Here is a 19,013-nt window from a genome sequence, read left to right as displayed (position 1 = left end):
GCACGGCACGCTTTCGGCCCACTTTGGGCGGGGAATCCCCGGAAACCCGGCTCCCGCCGTCGTGCGCTGCCTGAAAGCCTGCCCGGCGTGACGCAGAATGCCTACCTTTTCCGGTGGATCGACTTGTAGCTCAGGTAGGCGTTGAGGCCCTCGATCCCGTACTCGGTGCCCAGCCCGGAGTCGTGCCGGCCGCCGAACGGGGCGGAGTGGTTGGAGGCGAAGAAGTTCAGTCCCACCGATCCCGTGTCCATGCGGTCCGCCACGGCGAGCGCGGCGTCCTCGTCCCGGCCGAACACCAGGCCGCCCAGGCCGAATTCGGTGTTGTTCGCCAGCGCCACTGCCTCCTCGACGCTGCCGCCGGCGTCGTTGTATTTGAGGATGGTGATCACCGGACCGAAAATCTCTTCGCGGGCTATCCGCATGTCAGGGGTGACGTCGGCGAACACCGTGGGCTCCACGAAGTAGCCGTTCTCCAGCCCCCCGGCCAGCGAGGCCGCGCGCCCGCCGGTGGTGGCCCGGGCGCCTTCGGCCAGCCCTGACTCCACGTACTCCAGCACCGTCCGGTACTGCGATTCGGTGGCGCAGGGGCCAAACACCGTCTCGGGATCCAGCGGATCACCCTGTTTCCCGGCGGCGATGGTGGCCGTAACCATGTCCACCACTTCGTCGTAGCGGCTGACCGGGGCCAGGATGCGGGTGGAGATGTAGCAGGTTTGCCCGGTGTTGCGCATGGAGGACTTGATGAGCACCCGGGACATCGCGTCCAGGTCCGCGTCCGGCAGCACGATGGCGCTGGACTTTCCGCCCAGCTCCAGCGTGACCGGGCGCAGCAGCTCGCCGCAGGCCGCGGCGATCTTGCGGCCCACCGGCGTGGACCCCGTGAACGCCACCTTGGCCACTCCAGGGTGCTTGACCAGCACGTCACCCAGGCGGCCGGAGCCGGTGACCAGGTTGACGACGCCGGCCGGGACGCCTGCTGCGGCAATGGCGTCGATGATCACCCGGATGGACAGCGGGGTGGGGGACGCCGGTTTGATCACCACGGTGCAGCCGGCCAGCAGCGCCGGCGCCAGCTTGATCATCACCAGGTTGATGGGGAAGTTCCACGGGGCGATCAGGGCGCAGACGCCCAGGGGATCGCGCCGCACCACCGATTCGCCGCCGCCGCGCGGGAAGGGGCGGATATCCTCCTGTTCCAGGTATCCGGCCAGAGTGGCGAAGTAGCGGAGGATGCCGGCGGCGTTGGCGGCGGCACCGGACGACTCAGCTACGGGGGATCCGTTCTCCCTCGAGTTGGTCAGGGAGAGTTCGTCGGCGCGCTTCTCCACTTCGTCGGCGATCCGGAGCAGGTAAGCGGCCCGCTCGGATGGTGCCAGCCGGGGCCATTCGCCGTCGAAGGCCTTCTGGGCGGAGCCGACGGCGGCGTCAACATCCTCCGGCGTGCCGTCCGGGACCGAGCCCCAAATTTCGCCGGTGGCGGGGTCGGTGACCGGGTTCCGGCCGGTGCCCCGGGACCGCTGCCAGGCGCCGTCAACGTAGATGGTGTCCACGTGGGTGTGCGGCAGGGCCAGGCCGGACCGCGTGGCCAGGGCCGGTGCGTCGTGCGTGGCGGAGGTCATCGGATCACCGCCGTCTTCAGCAGGGCGTTGGACCGGCAGAGGTCCGCGGTGGCCATCTCCACGGCAGCCTGGGTGATGAGTTCCGGGACGATTTCGGTGGCCAGCCGGTCGGTGTAGGTGGCGGGATCCATCCCGAACCAGGAGGAGGCCAGGGCGATGCCGGCGTGGTCGAACCGCCACAGCCTGTCGGCGTCACGCATCAGCGCGTCCTCCAGTGAGCGGGCCACGGGCCGGGTGTCGTGGCCGTCGATAATTTCGCAGACCTGTTCCACGAATCTGCCTGAATAGCCCAGGCCGGGAAGGACCCGGCGGGCCACGTCGCAGCCCTGCTTCTCGTGCTCATAGCGGATGGTGGCCTTTCGCCAGTCCCCCGTGAAGCCTTCCGAGAGGATCCGGGACTCATCCACGTGCGCCCAGCCGGTGTCGTGCAGCAGCGTGGCCACCCGCACCAGTTCGGCATCCGCGTCCGGGTAGGCCCGGCACAGCCGCTCGGCGAAGGCCAGCGAGATGGGCAAGTGGATGTCGTTGCCGCGGGTCCTGGTTTCGTGGACCACTGCCTTCCAGAGCGCGTCCAGCGAGTCCAGGGCCGCGGGCGTGCCGGCGATGGGGGTGGTGTCCACGGGTCCGGGGGCTGGGATGGGGCGGACGCTGTACTCCGCGGCGAAAGCATCGGCCAGGGCGTCGCCGGTGTCCGGTGCGGTGCCGGGCGCGCTACCAGCGGCGGTGCCGGGCCCCGCCGGGGCAAACGGCGTCTTGGGGGTGCTCATAATGCTCCTTCGGGTTGGCCAACCTACTGTCTGGGTGCAGTCAGCTGTCCGTGGTGATGGTCTTGAGTTGGATGCCGGGGTCTGCCACGGCATCAGCGGGAATGTTGAGGCCCTTGGCGAGCGCGTTCTTGACGGCCATGAAGTCCAGCGGCGCGTTGACGCAGTCCGCGGCGATGATGCGGTCCTGCCGGTAGTAGAGGACGCTGAATTTCCCGCGTTCCCGGTCGTCCCGGACCACGGTCTGGTCGTAGCCGTTGCACAGGCCGGCGATCTGCAGCTTGAGGTCCGCCTGGTTGGACCAGAACCACGGGATTCCGGCGTACTCCTCGCGCCGTCCGGTCAGCGAATACGCGGCCACCTTGGCGTGCTCGATGGCGTTGTTGACGCTTTCCAGCCGGATCCGCTCCCCGGGCTCGGAGCCGGGAACGGGGTTGGGCATGTTGGCGACGTCCCCCACGGCCACCGTGGTGCCGTCGGAGGCCAGCGCGAACCGGTCCACCACCACGCCGTTATCCACGGTGAGGCCCAGCTGTTCGGCCAGCTGGGTGTTGGGAATGACGCCGATGCCGATCAGGACGATCTGTGCCGGCAGCACCGTCCCATCCTGGAGTTCGACGGCGGCTACCCGGGTGCCGCCGTCGTCAGCGGTAAAGCGCGACGCGCTGGTGTTGAGGCGGATATCCAGGCCGCGGGACCGGTGGGCCTGCAGGAAGTATTCGGCGGTTTGCTCCCCCACGGCCCTGCCCACAAGCCGCGGCCCGAACTCGAGCACGGTGACATTTTTCCCCATCTTCTGCAGGCTGGACGCGGCCTCGAGGCCGATGAACCCGCCCCCGATCACCACCACATCCGTGGCGTCGCCCACCTTCGCCTTCAGTGCCAGGGCGTCGTCGGCGTTGCGGAGGTAGAGCACGCCGTCCAGGCCGCTGCCGTCAATCTCCAGCTTCCGGGCGCGGGCGCCCACGGTGAGGGCCAGCCGCTTGAACGGAAACTCCCGGCCCGAGGACGCATGTGCCACCCCGGAGCCGTCCGCTTCCTTGTCGATCCGCACGACGTATTCGCCCTTGACCAGGTCCACGTTGTGCTCGGCCCAGTAGTCGTTGGACCGGAAGATGAGGGATTCGCTTTCCACGGTGCCCTGCAGGAACTCCTTGGACAGCGCAGGCCGCTGGTAGGGCCGGTGGTCCTCGTCCCCCAACAGGGTGATGTGTTCGTCGAAGCCGAGCGCCCGGAGCGATACGGCCAGCTGCACGCCGGACTGGCTGGCGCCGATGATCAGGAGCCCGGTCCTGGTGGGGACCGTGGCCATTCCGGTTTCCTGCTCCACTGCCTGCGTTCTCATGGCTACACCTGGGTTTCGGGGGTGGTGACGAACAGTTCGAGCTCCTCCGTCAGGCGGAGCTGGCAGGACAGCCGGGAGTTGTCTCCACGGTCCACGGCGGTGCCGTAGAGCATCTCATCCTCCATGTCCTCCATGGGAGGAAGTTGCGAGGCGCAGTCCTCGCGGACGAAGACGTGGCAGGTGGCGCAGGACAGCGAGCCGCCGCATTCGGCCACGATGCCGGGGACGCCGTTGCGCACCGCGGTTTCCATGACCGAATCGCCTGCATTGCCTTCGACGTCCCGGACGGTGCCTTCTGCGTCGGTGAAGTGAACCGTTGGCATTGTGGTCCTCCTTGATTGAAGTTGGTTTCGATGGTGGCGGGGGTGGCCGGTCAGATGAACTGCCGGCCGCCGTCCACCACCATGGTCTGGCCGGTGTAGTAGGAGCTGTCCGGCCCGGCGAGGAACAGGGCGGCGCCCACGATGTCCTCGGGCTGGCTGGCGCGTTTGATGGCCCCGCGGTCCACGCCGTAGTTCTCGGCGTTCTCCATCAGCCCGTAGCTGGCTTCCGTGAGCGTGAAGCCCGGGGCGATCGCGTTCACCGTGATCCCCCGGCGGCCCAGTTCCTTGGCCATGACCCGGGTGAGTGCCACCACGCCGCCCTTGGAGGCGACGTAGTGCGCCCATTGCTCGGAGCCGCTGAAGATCGTGGCGCTGGAGAGGTTGATGACGCGGCCGCCTTCCGCCAGGTAGGGGCTCGCGGCGCGGGTCACCAGCCAGGGTCCCTTGAGGTTGACGTTCATGACCAGGTCCCATTCGGCCGGATCGATGTCCTCGAAGCGGCTGCGGGTCACCCCCGCGTAAACCGCGGCGTTGTTGAGGACGACGTCGATGCGTCCGTTTCCGAACTCCGCGCAGCTGGCGGCGAGCTGCTCCGTGGAATCCATGTCGGTCACGTCTGCGGCGAAGGCAGCGGCGTGGGCGCCGGCTTCACGGACCAGTTTGGCGGTCTGTTCGGCGCCCTCGAGGTTGATGTCCGCCACCGCCACCTGGTATCCACGGCCGGCAAAGCCGAGCGCGAACGCCCTGCCCAACCCGCCGGCGGCGCCCGTGATGAGGACAGTCTTCTCACTCATGCCCTGAGCGGAATATTCTCCTGGGAGCATGGCCCGTTCAGACATGGCTGTGGCTGTGGGCGCCGGGTCCGGCAACCACGAGGTCGTCCTCGGCGTCCAGGATCTGGACCGTGCCCTTGGTGCCGTCCACGCGCAGCCGCTGGCCGGTCTTGATCGTGGTGGACCCGGAGCCCGTGCCGGTAACGGCCGGCAAACCGTATTCACGGCACACGATCGCGGCGTGGCTCATCATGCCGCCGATGTCCGTGACGGTGGCGCTGATCTTGCCGAAGATGGGACCCCAGGACGGCGCCGTCACCGTGGCCACCAGGATCTCCCCCTGTTGAACCTCGGAGAGCTGGTCCGCGTCGGTGACCACGCGGGCCAGGCCTTCCACCACGCCGGGCGAGGCGGCCATGCCGCGCAGTCCGCCGCCTTCCACTTCTTCACCGGCTCCCAGCCACTGCTGGACCTGTTCGGTGGTGATGCCCCAGAGCATACGGGTGAAGGGTTCGGTGATGGACGCGGGCGGGGTGTTCAGGGCGGGCGCGGGGCGGGCAGTCTTGAGGGCGTCCACGATGCCGCGGCGGCGTTCGATCTCCTCGGGCCAGTAGTCGGGGCCGATGGGTTTGGCACCCACGCCCCACCCGGTGACCAGGTCGAAGAGGGCGTCGCGGACCTCGTTGCGGCCCAGGTAGAGCAGGTCGTCCGGCTGGGTCCAGAAGCCCTCGGCATGCATCATGCGGGAGAGTTCGCGGATCTTGCGCCAGAAGACGCCCATGGTCCAGTGTTCGATGTAGAAGTTGTGGTTCTCCACGTAGGGGTAGGCGGTGGCTGCGAGGCCGCGCTTGGCGTCGAAGACGGCCTGGTTGTCGCCTTCGAGGAGGTCGCGGTATTCCTCGATGATGCGGTCGCGTTCGGCGATGAGGGCCTCGACGGGACGCATTATTTCCTGGCCCTCGTCCACGCGGCGGATGTAGTCGGCGATGTAGCCCAGTGGGATTTCCTGGTTCACGTTCCAGTATTTGTCGTGGCCGTAGAAGCCGTTGCCCACGGTGAAGTTGAACCACGGGTCCTTGGCACCTTCGTACTGGGCCAGCCAGCGGTCCCCGCCCGGGGCGGCGGCGATGGCACCCAAAGTAGCCTCGACGTCGTCCGTGTTTCCAAAGTGGGGCTGGAGGCCCAGTTCGACGGCGAGCTTGGCGAGCTGCTTGAGCTCGTCATCGGGGCGGAACAGTTCCATGTCCACGCCCTGGACCATGCTGGCGATCGACTGGTCCGGGATGTTGGGGAAGACCTGCTTGCAGAAGTTGAAGAAGTCCAGGTAGGCGATGTAGCCCAGGTTCAGGAACTCGAAGTGGTATTGCCAGTTCTGGTAGGCCAGCTGGATGAGCCGGTCGTAGCTTTCCAGGAGCTTCTCGGAGCCGTCCTTGCCCTTGCCGGAGGTGATGTCCTCCAGGGGGACCATGTCCGGCAGCTTGGGGAAGGAGATGGTTTCCATCTCGGCGATGGTGTCCTTGACCTTGACGTGCCAGTCCTTGAGGAGCTGCTCCCAGTTCTGGAAGTAGTGGCCGACGCGCTGCTCGAACAGCGGCACGCGGGCGGCGATCTGGTCCTCCGGGACGGGAATGGGAGACATGTAGAGGTAGCCCAGGTGGATGCGGAACTCGATGCCGTTGGCGTTGGGGATCATCAGGTGGCGGGCGTTGTATTGGCCCAGGCACTTGACCGCGAATTCGCCGCCAATGGTTTTAAAGGGCTTGAACACGGTGGGCCAGTGCTGGCTGTCGCAGAACCAGAACTTGGCGTCCTCCTGCTCCTTGAGCTTGTCCTGGAAAACCAGGTAGTAGGGGTAGAGCTTTTCCCAACCTTCGGCGCCGGCGGGAACCGGCAGCTCGGAGGGCTTGGGAAACGACTTCATGGACATGGCGGTCCTTTCAGGAGGGCTCGGCGGTGAGCCTTGGTGGGGGTGAAGCCTCTGATGGGGGTCAGGCCGTGGGCTTGAGCGCGGGGGTGCTGAATCCGCTGAAATAGCCGCCCGTGACGACGGGCTGGGGCGCGGTCACCGGGGACGGCTTGGAGGAGTGAACCGTTTCCGGCCGGGACTGCAGGAGGAGCAGGTTTTCGCCGTCGGGGAGGTCGGCGTCGAGGGCCCATTCAATGTCCTGCGGGCACTTGTAGTGCTTCTCGGCCCGCTTGGCCATCTGGGCGACGGCGGTGAGCTCGGCGTCGGTGAGGCTGCGGCGGCCGCGGCGTTCGTCGTCGACCTCGCGTTCAACCAGCCCCTTGGCACCGGCGTCCGGGACCAGCTCGGCGTGCTTGTCACCCAGGTGTTCACTGACGACGGCGAGCGTCACCTTGTCCAGCACGATGTTGTCCGGGGTGACCTGGCCGGAGACCACCATCTCGCCCACGCCGTAGGAGGAATCGATGGTGATCTTGGACCGGTCGCCGTTGGTGGGGTCCATGGTGATGGCCACGCCGGAAACCCTGGAGTTGACCATTTTCTGCACCACCACGGCCATGGACAGGCCTTCGTTGGGGATGCTGTTCTTGAGCCGGTAGATGATGGCGCGGGACGTGTAGAGCGACGCCCAGCACTGGCGGATGTGGTCGGTGACTGCCTTGACGCCGTCCAGCCAAAGGTAGGTGTCCTGCTGGCCGGCGAAGGAAGCGTCCGGAAGGTCCTCGGCGGTGGCGCTGGAGCGGACGGCCACGGGGACGGGTGCGTCGAAGCGGGCCATCAGGAATTCGTAGGCGGCGATGGTCATGCTGCGCAGTTTTTCAGGTACGGGGCGGGAGCAGATGTCCTCGCGGATGGCTGCGGACACCTGGTCAACCTGCCGCGTGTCCTCCGGGTCCAGCCCGGCGAGCAGTTCGTGGATCTTCGCCGTGATCCCGGCTTCGTCCATGAAGGCATCGAACTGCGCGGTGGTGACGACGAAGCCGGGCGGAACGGGCATGCCGGCGGAGGTCATAGTGACCAGTGACGCACCCTTGCCGCCGAGGTTTTCAAGCTTCGGCTCGATACCGCCGTCGTAGAACTGGACGTAATCGTTGCTTTGCATAGTGCTTAGGCCTTCCAAGTGACAGGAACGGTCTCGGGAACACGGAAGGAGAGGTTTTCACGGAAGGCGATGTCCTCCGGGGCGTCGAGCTGCAGCGCGGGCGCGAGCCGGGCCACTTCCTCGAGCGCGATTTTCGCCTGCAGCTTGGCGAGCATGTTGCCCAGGCAGTAGTGGATGCCGAACCCGAAAGAGAGGTGCTCGCGGGCGTTCGGCCGGGTGATGTCGAAGTCCTCGGCGGCGGTGAACTTGGATTCATCGCGGTTGGCCGAGCCCATGAGGAGCAGCAACTGCGAGCCCTTTTCGATGGGCACGCCGCCCACCTCTGTGTCTTTCAGGGCCTTGCGGCGCCAACCGACAATCGAGCCGGCGTAGCGGAGGACCTCGTCGATGGCGGCAGGGATCTTCTTGGGATCCTCCACCAGCTGCTGCCACTGCTCCGGACGCGCCAGCAGCTCGCGCAGGGCGTTGGAGATCAGGGTGGTGGTGGTCTCGTGCCCGGCAAACAGCAGGCTGTAGAGGACCGAGGCGATCTCGTGGTCCGAGATCTCGGCGCCGTCCTGCTGGGCCTTGACCAGGTCCGCGGTGAGGTTGTCGCCGCCCTGTTCGTGGGCCACCCGAACCAGGCGCAGGCATTCCTGCCAGTACTCCACCAGGTTGTGGGCGTGCGGGACCTGCTGTTCGTCACTGAGGTCGCCCCAGGTCATGGCGGCGCGGGAATCGGACCAGCGCTTGAACGTGTCCACCTGGGAAACGTCGGCCCCGATCAGGGTGAGGATGGTGATCGTGGGAACGTCGTAGGCCAGGTCCTTGACCAGGTCCCCGCGGCGCTCTTCGCGGGCAAGCATCTTTTCGAGCAGGTCCACCACGTTCTGCCGGATGAACGGTTCCAAGGCCTTGTACCGGCGCGGCGTGAAGGCCTTCTGCACCACGGCGCGGATGCGGGTGTGCTCCGGCGGACGGCGGGCGGACAGGCCGGAGTAGGCGGTGAAGCCGCCCTCTTCCATGATCTTTTTCGCGGCGGTTCCCCGCTCCCGGACCGGGGCCTGGGCGTTCTCGCTGGAGAACGTTTCCCAGTCCTCGAAGACGGCTTTGATGTCGTCGTAGCGGGAGACGACGTACAGGCCGGTACGCTCATCGAACATCACGGGCTGCTCGGCCCGGAGCTCTGCGTAGGCGGTGAAGGGATCCTTCATCTGGAAGGGTTCGTAGCCGTGGTGCCCGGCGGGGGCTTCGGCGCCGTACCCGAAAGGACAGCGGCCAGCCGTTTCTGTCGACGATGACATGTTGACTCCTGGTGACTTGGCTCCGCCCGGCACTTCAGGGTGGCAGGGGTTTCTTAGTGACCAGTGTGGTCCACATCACCGGGCGGGGACAGCGTCCGCTTCCACTGGACGGAAACGAACGTCAGCCGCGCGTGCCTTTGTGCACGCCGATCAGGGTCTCCAGGGGGATCCGCGCCGTGGCCTTTTCGATCTGGGCCGATATGCCCTTGAGGACGGGAAGGTACCTGATCATGGTGGACGCCTGCGTGGTGGGCAACACCAGGCCGATGGCGGCGCCGATCCGACCGGTGTGGAACACCGGGACGGCTATGGAGCAGGAGCCAAGCCGCACTTCCTCAAGGGTGGTGGCGTAGCCCTGCGCATGGATGTCCGCCAGCTCGGCGGTGAATTTTTGCGGGTCGATGTGTGTGTGGGCGGTGGCGCGTTCCAGGTCCCGGTGCAGGTAGGCGTCGCGCACCCAGTCGTCTTCGAACGCCAGGATGACTTTTCCAACGGCGGTGGCGTGCATGGGAAGGCGGCCGCCCACCCGGGACGCGCGGGGCACGCGCTTGGAGCCGTAGACCCGGTCGATGTACAGGACCTCATTGCCGGCCCGGATCGCCAGGTGTGCCGTCTCGCCGGTCAGCGAGAACAGGTCCTGAATGTAGGGGTGGGCGGCATCGCGCAGCTGGCGGCCGGTGTTCTGCGCCAGCTCCCACAGCCGGATCCCCAGCTGGTAACGGCCGTTCGGTTCCCGCGACAGGAATCCCCAGTCGGTCAGTTCGTTCACCAGCCGATGCGCGGTGCTGAGCGGGAGCCCGGATTTGTCCGCGATGTCGGTCAGGCTCAGGGCGCCGCGGGAGGTCTCGAAGGCTTCCAGGATGGACAGCACTTTGGACGTCACGGTGCGACCGGGGTCGCGGCTTCCGCCGGCCATGGGGGCCTCCTCGCTCCTGGCGCTGGGCCCAAGGTGCCGGCAGCGTCCGGAAAGAGTCTAAGCGCGGGAACGGCTCCGGGCCGCGCCGGTGTCCAGCTCAGCCAAGCAGGCGTTGCCGCTGCGGCCAGAGGGTGACCGATTCCAGTGCTGACAGTGCCCGCGCCATGGCCTGCGCCTCTGCAGTGAACAGGTGGCCGTGCACGCGCTGGGAGCACAGCCGGAGGGCCTGCCCGCGGTCCAGCCCGAACCAGTCCATGACGGTGTCGATGCCGTGCGGACTGAGGCGCCAGGTCTTGTCCGCGTCCTTGACGATGGCGTCCTCAATGGAGAGGGCCTCCCGCCGGGAATCGTGGCCGTCGATGATGTTCAGGATGGCGGGGATCCTGGTGCGGTCGTAACGGCGCTCCGCGAGGATGTCCGCGGCCAGGCGCGCCCCCTCCTTTTCGTGCAGCAGCACCAGGTCGGGCCTGCCGCCGCCCGGCGCAATGGCTGCAAGGACGTCGCCGGGCGGGACCTGCGACCAGCCGATGTCGTGCAGCATGATCGCGGGAAGGACCACAGCGGCATCCGCTTCCGGATGGGCGTCCAGGAGGGCGCGGGCCAGGCCGAAGGCATACAGGGTGTGGGCGTCGTTGTCCCGGACCGTCAAGTACGGAGCGGCCAGTTCCCAGATCCCGGCCAGCATTGGTTCCAGTGCGATGACTCCGGCGGGGTCGGGCTCGATGCCGGCGGTAACCGCAGTGGCGTCGAGGCCTGAATAGTTGGCGGCGGGCTGCAGCTTCGTCATGCACACAGCCTGCCCAGCGGACGGGTGGCTGGCAATGACGGATTCTGTCCAGCGGAATCGCATGTGACGGCCGACGGCGTCACGCACGGCACGCTTTCGGCCCCCCCTTGGCGGGGAAGCCCCGGAAACCCGGGTCCCGCCGTCGTCCGTTCCCCGAAAGCCTGCCCGGCGTGACGGCAAAGCATGCGCGCAGTCAGTCCAGCTGCACGCCCCGGAGCAGCAGGAGCGTCCCGCCCACCACCACCGCAGAGGCCAGGAACACCCCGCCCGAGCCCAGCCCGGCCGCCACGCTGCCAATGGCACTCGGCAGGACAACCTGTCCCACCCGGTTCCCGGCGAGCCTCAAAGCCAGGGCCCTGCCACGCTGCCCGGCCGGCGCCTGCGCCGAGAGCCAGGACATGGTCAGGGGCTGGCCAATGCCGAGCCCCAGCCCGAGCACCGCCATGACGGCAAACAGCAGCCACACGGGCATCGGGATGGCCACAACGGCCAACGCAAACGTGGACAGGGCCAGGCTCACCACCAGCAGCCGCATCCGGCCGATCCTCCGGGACACCCGGCCCAGCAGGAGCCTGGAAACCATGGAGAACACGGCCCGCACGGTCAGCAGGGCACCCACCGTTGCCGCAGTGAGCCCCCGGTCGGCGCCCAGCGCCGGCAGGTACACCATGGTCAGGTCCACCACGGCAAGCACGGTGGCGCTGGTAGCCAGCGCGCGGGCCACGCCGGGGGCCTTCAGCAGCGAAACGGCGCTGCCCTTGGTGGCGGCCGCGCCCTTCTTCCGCCGGACGCTGACGTGCGCCGGGAGGACGAAGGTGGTTACGAAGAGCACCAGGCTCATGACCACCGAGAGCAGGAAGATGGCCTGGGTGTCGGGCCGGACCGAGGCGCCGCCCACCAGGGAAATCGCCAGCGGCCCGAGGGCCTGGCCCAGGGACGCGGCAAACGTCAGGTATCCGAACGCGGAGTCCATCCGGGACGAGGCGGCATTGTTGGCCACCACCGCCTGCTGCCCCACTACGCAGGCCAGTTGCCCGGCGCCAAGCAGCGCGGTCCCGGCCACGAGGGCCACGATCGACGTACCCCACAGCAGCAGGAAGGCAGAACAGGAAAGGACGACGCCGGACCCGATGGCCATCAGCCGCCGCTCACCCAGGCGGTCCACCAGGCTGCCCGTGGGGACGGCGAGCAGCAAGGGAAAGACAGCATAGCTGGCTGCAAGCAGGCCCAGGGCGAAGTCCGGAACCTCCAGCTCCAGTGCGCGGTAGGTGGCTGCCGGCCGGACCAGGAAAGTCACAGCCTGGATCAGCGCCGAATGGACCAGCAGGGCAGTGGCCGAACGCCGCCCCAACTCACCAATCATGAGCTGGCGGCACTGTTGCCGGAGATGGCCCGGACTGCGGCATCGCGGGCACCCATGACGTGGTCGAACGCGATCTTGGCTGCCTTGTCCGGGTCGCCGCCGGCCAGGGCCTCCACCAGGGTCCGGTGCTGGGCCAGGGCCTGGTCCCGGCGCTCCTGGGTGCTGTTGGTGAAGTGCCGGTAGCGTTCCATCTGGCTGGAAATCTGGCTGTGGAACCGGCGGGCCCAGGAGTTCCCTGCGATGGTGGCGATCTTCGCGTGCAGTGCCATGCCCTGCTGCATGGCGTCGTCGGCAAACTTCACCATGGCCGCATTGCGTTCAAGAATGCCTTGGAGGGCTTCGATGTCGGCCGGTGTCGCCTTCAGGCAGGCATTGCGGGCCATGAGGGACTCCATGGCCGCGCGGACTTCATAAAGTTCGGAAATGGCGGCCTCATCCAGCGCCGGCACCAGCACTCCCCCGGTGGGCTGCTGTTCCAGCAGGCTCTCCGAGATGAGCCGCCTGATGGCCTCCCGGAGCGGTGTGCGGCTCACCTGCAGGGCCGACGCCATGGCCGGCTCATAGAGGCGTTCCCCCGGCTTCAGCTCAAGGCTAAGGATCCGCCGCTTCAGTTCCGCGTAGGCAAAGTGCGCGCCGGTGTTCCGGGCAGGTGTTTCTGGCATGGGTGTTCCTCCACCTGCCATCATACTTGTATACATCTATACATCTATACATCTGGGCATTGGGGTGGGACATAACGAAGGAGGGGGCAGCATGCGCTGCCCCCTCCTGAACCTGCAGTTGTGTGCCTCGGCTGGGCTATGCCCCGGCCTTCGCCGTTTTCTGCACCTCGAGGTCCTCAAGTGACTTGCCCTTGGTGTCCGGGGACATCAGGGTGGCCACGGCGGAGACCAGGCAGATGCCCAGTGTGGTCAACCCGATGGTGAGCGGGACGTTGCTGGAGCCCGGAGGCGCTGTGGCGGTGAAGATGCTGGGGAAGAACGACGCAATCATGAGCCCGATATTCTGCGAGACGGCGAAACCGGTCACGCGGATCCGCATGGGGAACTGCTCCTGGAAGAACGTGGCGAAGGTGGCATTCCACATCTGGAAGAAGATGCCCTGCACAATGACGACGCACACGAAGACCAGCGGCAGGCTCCCCTGTTCGATGGCCCACAGGTACCCGGTCACCAACAGACCGCCGATGACACCGCCGGCCGCCATGAGCATCCGCCGGCCAATCCTGTCGGACAGCGCGCCGAACAGCGGGATGGTGGCGACGGCCGCGATGTTGGCCACGAGGGTCACCCACAGGAACTCGCTGCTGGAGAAGCCGTTGCCGTAGCCCTTCTGGGTGGCGTAGGAGACGCCGAAGATGAGGGTGGCCATGCCGATGACATTGGTGAAGGTCATCGCGATGCAGCGGACCAGGGCGCCCGGCCGGGTACGCAGGAGTTCAACGAGCGGGAATCGCTTGCTTTCCGGCTTGCCTGACTGCGCTGCATAGGCGGGCGGTTCCTGCACCCGGCGGCGGATGAAGTAGCCGGCCAGGATCACGACGGCGGAGAGCAGGAACGGGATGCGCCAGCCCCAGGTGCCGAACTGGTCAGCCGGGAGGATGGCGGCGAGCGGGAGCAGGACGGCGGTGGCGAGGATCGAGCCTACCTGGGTGCCCTGGAGGCTGAAGCTGGCAAAGAATCCGCGCTTGGCGTCGGGCGAGTGCTCCACGATCATGGCGCTGGCACCGCCGAGCTCGCCGGCCACGGCAAAGCCCTGGATCAGCCGGAGGAGTACCAGGAGGGCGGGCGCCAGGAGTCCCACCTGTCCATAGGTGGGCAGGAGTCCTACAGCGAAGGTGGCAAAGCCCATGAGCAGCATCGCGAAGACGAGGACCTTCTTGCGCCCGTGCCGGTCACCGTAGGCTCCGAGGACGAGTGCGCCTACGGGACGGGAAACATACCCGACGGCGTATGTTGCCAGGGAGGCGATGATTCCAACGGTGGGGTTCTCCGAGGGGAAGAAAATCGTGGGGAAGATCAGCGTGGCCGCAAGGGAGTACAGCGCGAAATCGTAGTACTCCAGCGCGCTTCCGATCCAGCCGCTCATCGCCGCTTTCCTCGGGTCACGCGGACCTGTTCCAGCTCCCTGGCTATTGATGGGAACGAGGGTTGGGGTGGTGCTCATGTGCATTTGTCCTTCGTCTTCATTGGCAAGGAACCGGAACCGGTGGGTTTCACGCTGTTCAATGGTGTTGTCCGCGCCCGGGGGCGTTCTGCTCGTACCGGCCTTATTAGCCTTGGGGCATCAGCTCTTTGAATCGATTCATCAAATATAGAAGGTGACGCGGATTACGTCAATGGCAAGCGCTATCCCAGTAGCTGGCCAGCCTTGTGCCGCGGACTTTAGTAGCTGGCGAAATAAGCCGCGGCCATGTCCTCTTTGGCGCGCCCCTGCCCGGACACCCGGTCAAGCCGGGCAGCAAACGCAACAGCGCCATCCAGCCTCAAGCCACGCTCGGCGGCGGCGTCGACGATGAGGTGCGCGTCCTTGCACGCAGTGTCCACGGCGAAGGAGGCAGGCTCCAGCCCGTCGTTCAGGATGAGGTCCATCTTGGTGCGCAGATAGGGCAGGTCAAGCGGACCGCCGTCGAGCACGCCAAGAAACTGCTGGGGATCGACGCCCAGCGCCCGGGCAAGGGCAACCGCTTCACCGGCGGCGTTGGAGGCTGCGATGACCCAACTGTTGACCACCAGTTTGAGGCGGGCTGCCGAACCCGTGGCGGGGTCGTCACCCGTCCAGATGGTCCGCGCGCCGACAGCATCGAGGACGGGCGCCACGCGGTGCCGCACTGGCCCGGGACCGGCGGCAAGCACCAGGAGCTGGCCGGCCTCGGCAGGGGCCCGCGTTCCGGAAACAGGCGCCTCCACCAGGTCCAGACCAAGCTCCGAAGCCAGGGCGGCCAACGGGGGGACATCCTGCACCCCTACCGTGGTGGACTGGATCCAGGCCGTGCCGGGCCGCACGCCGGGCGCTGCACTCCGGATGACCTCTTCCACCGCGGCGGCATCGTAGAGCATGGTCAGGACCACCTCGGCTGCCCCCACAGCGTCGGCAGGGGTGGCGGCACGCCGGGCACCCTGGGCAACCAGCGGTTCCGTCTTGGCCGGGTCCCGGTTCCACACTGAAACGTCATGGCCGGCCCGCAGGATGTTCCGGGCCATGGCCGCCCCCATGATTCCCGTCCCGAGCACAGCCACTTTGAGCTTCGCATCCATCGAATCAGCCTTCCGGTTCCAGGTTTGGTTCTTCCTTGCCTACCCAACGTGCCAATGATTCTGTACATTATTCATACGGAGGGGAGTATCCCCTACTTCAGTCCATCGTCAGTACGGAGGCCCCTGCGCCTTCCGGTGGACGGGCCAGGCGTTGGCCGGGAGAGACCTCCAGTTGGTAGTTACCGACTGGAAGCAGGTACCCCATGAACGTGCCCCTATGGATGTGGTTCGCCGTCATCGGATTCATCCTCCTCATGCTCGCCATCGACCTCGTGGCCCACCGCCGCGCCCACGTCATCAGCGTCCGCGAGGCCGCCGCCTGGTCCGCGGTGTGGGTGCTGTTCGGCGTAGCCTTCGGCGGACTGGTCTGGTTCCTGTACGGCGCGGAGTTCGGCCATCAATACTTCGCGGGATACCTCATCGAGAAGTCACTCGCCGTGGACAACGTCTTTGTCTGGGCGATCATCTTCACGTTCTTCGCCGTCCCCCGCGAGTACCAGCACCGTGTGCTCTTCTTCGGCGTCCTGGGCGCGCTGGTGTTCCGCGGCCTGTTCATCGCAGCAGGCTCGGCCATCATCGCCGGCGCCGGCTGGGTCCTCTACCTGTTCGCGGCATTCCTGCTCTTCACCGGCTACCGGATGCTTCGGCAGCGTGATGAACACATCGACCCCGGGAAGTCCCGTGCGTTGAAGCTGTTCCGCCGGCACGTGCCCATGACGGACGCCTTCCACGGCCAGCGCTTCCTGATCCGGAAGGGCGGCGTCCTGCTTGCCACTCCCCTGCTGGCGGTCCTGGTGCTGGTTGAAGTCACGGACATCATCTTCGCCGTCGACTCCATCCCGGCCATCTTCGCGGTCACGGACGAGGTCTTCCTGGTGTTCACGGCCAACGCGTTCGCCATCCTGGGCCTGCGCGCCATGTACTTCCTGCTGGCGGACCTCATCCACCGCTTCGTGTACCTGAAGGCAGGGCTGGCGCTGGTGCTGATCTGGGTGGGCATCAAGATGGCGCTCAAGATCGACGTCTACTACATCCCGACGCCGGTCTCCCTCGCCGTCATTACCGCCATCCTGGGCGTTTCGATCGGCGCGAGCCTCATCGCCACCCGGCGCACGGGCCCGCACGATCCGCCGGTCCCGGCAGAACCGCCGTTCCGGAATGCCACGCCGGAAGAACTCGACGCCCTGGAGCCCCTGTGGCCAAAAGCCGGCAGCAGGAAGGACCTGCCGCCGGTGGAAAAGTCCCTGCAGTAGCAGGCGCGGCAATAAGAGTGGCGGGCAGGCACCCGCGCGGCAGTTTCCCCGCGGGTGCCTGACCAAAGCCGGTGCCGTGCGGAATCCCGTTCCTGCCGAAAGTCAGGGCTCCGCCCTAGACTCGTACCCATGAGCGACAGCAACCAGGAAACCATCGGCAGCCCGGAACCCGAGCCCAATGCAGGCCTCAACAGGGACCCTGAAGACTGGGTTACCGGAGATGAACCCATGACCGCGGCGCAGCGCAGCTACCTCGATACGCTGGCACGGGAGGCAGGGGAAGAACTCCCCGCAGACCTGAGCAAGGCGGAGGCGTCCAAGCACATCGACCGGCTGCAGCAGCGCAGCAACCGGGTTTCCGGAGAAGGGGACAGTTCCGGAAGCTAAGCCGGAGAGGACCTACCAGGCCTGCTGTTCGCGGGTGAGGCCGAAGGGAACCGCGTCACTGAGGGCAACGGTGAACTTGTCCACGCCATGCCGGGTGACGAGGATGCCGTGGCTCTTGCCGTCCAGTGCCTGGGCCTTGGCGGCTGCAACTGCGGCGTCCAGCTCGCGGTCCATGCTCTGGCGGTCGGACACGGTGAGGGTCAGCGGGAAGTTCATGAGTGGGGCCTGTGTCTTTCGAGGGGTGGGTGGGCGTGCGCCCAGCGCTCCCCCTGGCTGCATAGGCGGTGGGCACTTTCGTGCCCAGTTCATGATGCCCGAGTAATGGATCACCAGCAACTTGAAAAATCAAGTAATGAGTCGCCGCAGGTCAAGAGTGTGACGGCTCGGGCCAGGCCCAGCAATTACGGGCGCCAAAGGGCCGTGAATTAGAGTTGGACAGGAGTGGAAGCTGTTTCCGGACGGCTCCGATGCCCCTGAACCATCCATGCGGCAAGACCCAGCCACCAGCACTGCACCGTGTGCCACAACCCGACAAGGATCCGCCATTTCCACCGACGCTCTCTTCGGCAAACTCACCAGGATCCGCAACGTCATCCTTCCCACCCCGGTGCGGAACCGGTTGAACACCGGGCGCGGCCTCCTGGGCGGCTTCATTGTGGTGCACCTCGTCTTCCTGGTCTTCGCCGCCTCCCTGTCCCTTCGCGGCGAGGCGTTCAGCGACACCTTCATCTACCGTGACTGGGCCATGGCGGGGTTCAACGACGCGAACCTCAGCGGCGGTCCCAGCCCGTGGGTGTACCCCATCCTGGCGCTCATCCCCATGGCCGTCGCAGGCCTGGCAGGACCCGGACCGTTCTTTTTCCTCTGGGTCCTCATGACCACGCTCCTCAACGGCTGGGCGCTGCTGAAGCTGACAGAGCGGGGCCGCAACACCAGCGCCATCCCGGCCGGCTGGTGGTGGCTGGCGTTCACCTTCCTGATGGGCTGGCTGGGCTTCGCCCGCGTGGACGGCCTCACCGCCCCGCTGGTCCTCGTGGCCCTTGCCTACGGCGTCAAGCGCCCGTTCACCGCGTCGGTCCTGCTGGCCGTCGGCACCTGGGTGAAGGTCTGGCCCGCGGCCGTCATGCTGGCCCTCTTCGCCGTCGTGAAGAACCGCCTGCTGGTGGTCCTGGCAGGAATCGCGACGACGGCGGGCGTGGTTGCGCTGGCGGCAGCCCTGGGCAGCGTCCCCAAGCTCCTGAATTTCCTTACCCAGCAGGGCGACCGCGGCATGCAGCTCGAGGCCACCTTTACCACGCCCTGGCTCTGGCTCTCCGTCCTGAACGTAGGCGGCTCCCGCATGTACATGAACACGGACATCAACTCCATGCAGGTGGATGGCCCGGGCACCGCCACGATGTCCGTACTAATGCAGCCCCTCCTGGTCCTGGCCGCCCTCCTGGTGGCCGGGCTGACGTTCTGGGCGCTCCACAACGGAAAGCAGCACAAGGTGGCTGGCGGCATGGACCGCACCGAACTGCTGTTGGCAGGCGCCCTGACCCTGGCCACCGCATTCGTGGTCTTCAACAAGGTGGGATCGCCCCAGTTCATGGTCTGGCTTGGCCCCGCCGTCGCGGTGGGCCTGGCGCACAGCTGGCGTGAATGGCGGGTACCGGCGGCAATGCTGATCGCCATTGCGGTGGCAACCTACTTCATCTACCCCCTCTTCTACGACGCCCTGAGCCACAACAACCCCTGGATGGCGCTGGTGCTGACCATCCGCAACGTCCTGCTCGTGGTCCTGTTCCTGTGGAGCGTCCGGCGCCTCTATTCCCTGGGCAAGAAGACTACCGCTCCCGCCCCCGCGCTCAAGGAGACCTAAGATTTCCACGAGGT

18 protein-coding genes are annotated in these 19,013 nt (G+C 66.7%); 3 read left to right on the top strand and 15 right to left on the bottom strand.

Translation table 11 applies throughout. From position 1 onward, the window contains the following. Positions 1-101: 101 nt before the first annotated feature. The 14 genes from FBY36_RS09285 to FBY36_RS09220 form a co-directional block, all read right to left on the bottom strand. Positions 102-1,619 carry an aldehyde dehydrogenase family protein gene (locus tag FBY36_RS09285; RefSeq protein WP_142118781.1) on the bottom strand — a complete coding sequence of 506 codons (1,518 nt, stop codon included), beginning with the start codon at positions 1,617-1,619 and terminating at the stop codon, positions 102-104. Next, positions 1,616-2,386, bottom strand: coding sequence for an HD domain-containing protein (locus FBY36_RS09280; RefSeq protein ID WP_142118779.1), 771 nt, complete (start codon positions 2,384-2,386; stop codon positions 1,616-1,618). The genes FBY36_RS09285 and FBY36_RS09280 overlap by 4 nt, the downstream gene beginning before the upstream one ends. A gap of 40 nt (positions 2,387-2,426) precedes the next feature. Continuing rightward, positions 2,427-3,728, bottom strand: a complete 1,302-nt coding sequence (locus FBY36_RS09275; RefSeq protein WP_235008773.1) for an NAD(P)/FAD-dependent oxidoreductase — start codon at positions 3,726-3,728, stop codon at positions 2,427-2,429. 2 nt (positions 3,729-3,730) lie between these two features. After that, positions 3,731-4,051, bottom strand: coding sequence for a 2Fe-2S iron-sulfur cluster-binding protein (locus tag FBY36_RS09270; protein WP_142118777.1), 321 nt, complete (start codon positions 4,049-4,051; stop codon positions 3,731-3,733). Between the two features lie 50 nt (positions 4,052-4,101). Beyond that, positions 4,102-4,845: an SDR family NAD(P)-dependent oxidoreductase gene (locus FBY36_RS09265; protein WP_235008772.1), complete on the bottom strand. Its 744-nt coding sequence runs from the start codon at positions 4,843-4,845 to the stop codon at positions 4,102-4,104. A 37-nt stretch (positions 4,846-4,882) separates the two neighbouring features. Then, positions 4,883-6,745, bottom strand: coding sequence for a PEP-utilizing enzyme (locus FBY36_RS09260; RefSeq protein ID WP_235008771.1), 1,863 nt, complete (start codon positions 6,743-6,745; stop codon positions 4,883-4,885). 67 nt (positions 6,746-6,812) lie between these two features. Further along, complete coding sequence (locus tag FBY36_RS09255) at positions 6,813-7,892, bottom strand: PEP/pyruvate-binding domain-containing protein (protein WP_142118772.1); 1,080 nt, start codon at positions 7,890-7,892, stop codon at positions 6,813-6,815. Positions 7,893-7,897: 5 nt separating this feature from the next. Beyond that, entirely contained in the window at positions 7,898-9,175 is a 1,278-nt protein-coding gene (locus tag FBY36_RS09250; protein ID WP_142118770.1) for a cytochrome P450, read from the bottom strand. A 121-nt stretch (positions 9,176-9,296) separates the two neighbouring features. Continuing rightward, a complete protein-coding gene (locus FBY36_RS09245) occupies positions 9,297-10,091 on the bottom strand; it encodes an IclR family transcriptional regulator (protein ID WP_142118769.1) in 795 nt (264 codons plus the stop codon). Between the two features lie 97 nt (positions 10,092-10,188). Beyond that, positions 10,189-10,878 (bottom strand): HD domain-containing protein, encoded by a 690-nt coding sequence (locus tag FBY36_RS09240; protein WP_142118767.1) that lies wholly within the window; start codon positions 10,876-10,878, stop codon positions 10,189-10,191. Between the two features lie 193 nt (positions 10,879-11,071). Continuing rightward, positions 11,072-12,241 carry an MFS transporter gene (locus tag FBY36_RS09235; RefSeq protein WP_142118765.1) on the bottom strand — a complete coding sequence of 390 codons (1,170 nt, stop codon included), beginning with the start codon at positions 12,239-12,241 and terminating at the stop codon, positions 11,072-11,074. Further along, positions 12,238-12,903: a GntR family transcriptional regulator gene (locus FBY36_RS09230; RefSeq protein WP_142118763.1), complete on the bottom strand. Its 666-nt coding sequence runs from the start codon at positions 12,901-12,903 to the stop codon at positions 12,238-12,240. Before FBY36_RS09230 ends, FBY36_RS09235 begins: the two co-directional genes overlap by 4 nt. 136 nt (positions 12,904-13,039) lie before the next feature. Further along, positions 13,040-14,407: an MFS transporter gene (locus tag FBY36_RS09225; RefSeq protein ID WP_142118762.1), complete on the bottom strand. Its 1,368-nt coding sequence runs from the start codon at positions 14,405-14,407 to the stop codon at positions 13,040-13,042. Between the two features lie 218 nt (positions 14,408-14,625). Then, on the bottom strand, positions 14,626-15,498 hold the full coding sequence (locus FBY36_RS09220) for an NAD(P)-dependent oxidoreductase (protein WP_142118760.1): 873 nt from the start codon (positions 15,496-15,498) through the stop codon (positions 14,626-14,628). Positions 15,499-15,701: 203 nt separating this feature from the next. Between FBY36_RS09220 and FBY36_RS09215 the strand changes: the two genes are divergently transcribed. Together FBY36_RS09215 and FBY36_RS09210 are read left to right on the top strand one after the other, a co-directional pair. Further along, entirely contained in the window at positions 15,702-16,751 is a 1,050-nt protein-coding gene (locus FBY36_RS09215; RefSeq protein ID WP_142118758.1) for a TerC family protein, read from the top strand. A 129-nt stretch (positions 16,752-16,880) separates the two neighbouring features. Continuing rightward, positions 16,881-17,138: a DUF3072 domain-containing protein gene (locus FBY36_RS09210; RefSeq protein WP_110542195.1), complete on the top strand. Its 258-nt coding sequence runs from the start codon at positions 16,881-16,883 to the stop codon at positions 17,136-17,138. Between the two features lie 12 nt (positions 17,139-17,150). Here FBY36_RS09210 and FBY36_RS09205 read toward each other — a convergent pair whose 3' ends face one another. Further along, positions 17,151-17,354: a hypothetical protein gene (locus tag FBY36_RS09205; protein WP_142118756.1), complete on the bottom strand. Its 204-nt coding sequence runs from the start codon at positions 17,352-17,354 to the stop codon at positions 17,151-17,153. Positions 17,355-17,622: 268 nt separating this feature from the next. Between FBY36_RS09205 and FBY36_RS09200 the strand changes: the two genes are divergently transcribed. Further along, positions 17,623-18,999: a glycosyltransferase family 87 protein gene (locus tag FBY36_RS09200; protein WP_235008770.1), complete on the top strand. Its 1,377-nt coding sequence runs from the start codon at positions 17,623-17,625 to the stop codon at positions 18,997-18,999. Positions 19,000-19,013: the final 14 nt, after the last annotated feature.

The sequence above is a fragment of the Arthrobacter sp. SLBN-122 genome (assembly GCF_006715165.1).
GTDB lineage: Bacteria > Actinomycetota > Actinomycetes > Actinomycetales > Micrococcaceae > Arthrobacter.
Note: the sequence above shows the minus strand (reverse complement) of the source record. Positions and strands in the feature narration are given on the sequence as shown.

Coding starts and splice junctions, on each gene's coding strand:
- FBY36_RS09260 (WP_235008771.1), bottom strand. CDS start 6,745: ATGAAGTCGTTTCCCAAGCCCTCCGAGCTGCCGGTTCCCGCCGGCGCC.
- FBY36_RS09230 (WP_142118763.1), bottom strand. CDS start 12,903: ATGCCAGAAACACCTGCCCGGAACACCGGCGCGCACTTTGCCTACGCG.
- FBY36_RS09200 (WP_235008770.1), top strand. CDS start 17,623: ATGCGGCAAGACCCAGCCACCAGCACTGCACCGTGTGCCACAACCCGA.
- FBY36_RS09240 (WP_142118767.1), bottom strand. CDS start 10,878: ATGACGAAGCTGCAGCCCGCCGCCAACTATTCAGGCCTCGACGCCACT.
- FBY36_RS09265 (WP_235008772.1), bottom strand. CDS start 4,845: ATGAGTGAGAAGACTGTCCTCATCACGGGCGCCGCCGGCGGGTTGGGC.
- FBY36_RS09245 (WP_142118769.1), bottom strand. CDS start 10,091: ATGGCCGGCGGAAGCCGCGACCCCGGTCGCACCGTGACGTCCAAAGTG.
- FBY36_RS09220 (WP_142118760.1), bottom strand. CDS start 15,498: ATGGATGCGAAGCTCAAAGTGGCTGTGCTCGGGACGGGAATCATGGGG.
- FBY36_RS09275 (WP_235008773.1), bottom strand. CDS start 3,728: ATGAGAACGCAGGCAGTGGAGCAGGAAACCGGAATGGCCACGGTCCCC.
- FBY36_RS09285 (WP_142118781.1), bottom strand. CDS start 1,619: ATGACCTCCGCCACGCACGACGCACCGGCCCTGGCCACGCGGTCCGGC.
- FBY36_RS09280 (WP_142118779.1), bottom strand. CDS start 2,386: ATGAGCACCCCCAAGACGCCGTTTGCCCCGGCGGGGCCCGGCACCGCC.
- FBY36_RS09255 (WP_142118772.1), bottom strand. CDS start 7,892: ATGCAAAGCAACGATTACGTCCAGTTCTACGACGGCGGTATCGAGCCG.
- FBY36_RS09250 (WP_142118770.1), bottom strand. CDS start 9,175: ATGTCATCGTCGACAGAAACGGCTGGCCGCTGTCCTTTCGGGTACGGC.
- FBY36_RS09210 (WP_110542195.1), top strand. CDS start 16,881: ATGAGCGACAGCAACCAGGAAACCATCGGCAGCCCGGAACCCGAGCCC.
- FBY36_RS09225 (WP_142118762.1), bottom strand. CDS start 14,407: ATGAGCACCACCCCAACCCTCGTTCCCATCAATAGCCAGGGAGCTGGA.
- FBY36_RS09215 (WP_142118758.1), top strand. CDS start 15,702: ATGAACGTGCCCCTATGGATGTGGTTCGCCGTCATCGGATTCATCCTC.
- FBY36_RS09235 (WP_142118765.1), bottom strand. CDS start 12,241: ATGATTGGTGAGTTGGGGCGGCGTTCGGCCACTGCCCTGCTGGTCCAT.
- FBY36_RS09205 (WP_142118756.1), bottom strand. CDS start 17,354: ATGAACTTCCCGCTGACCCTCACCGTGTCCGACCGCCAGAGCATGGAC.
- FBY36_RS09270 (WP_142118777.1), bottom strand. CDS start 4,051: ATGCCAACGGTTCACTTCACCGACGCAGAAGGCACCGTCCGGGACGTC.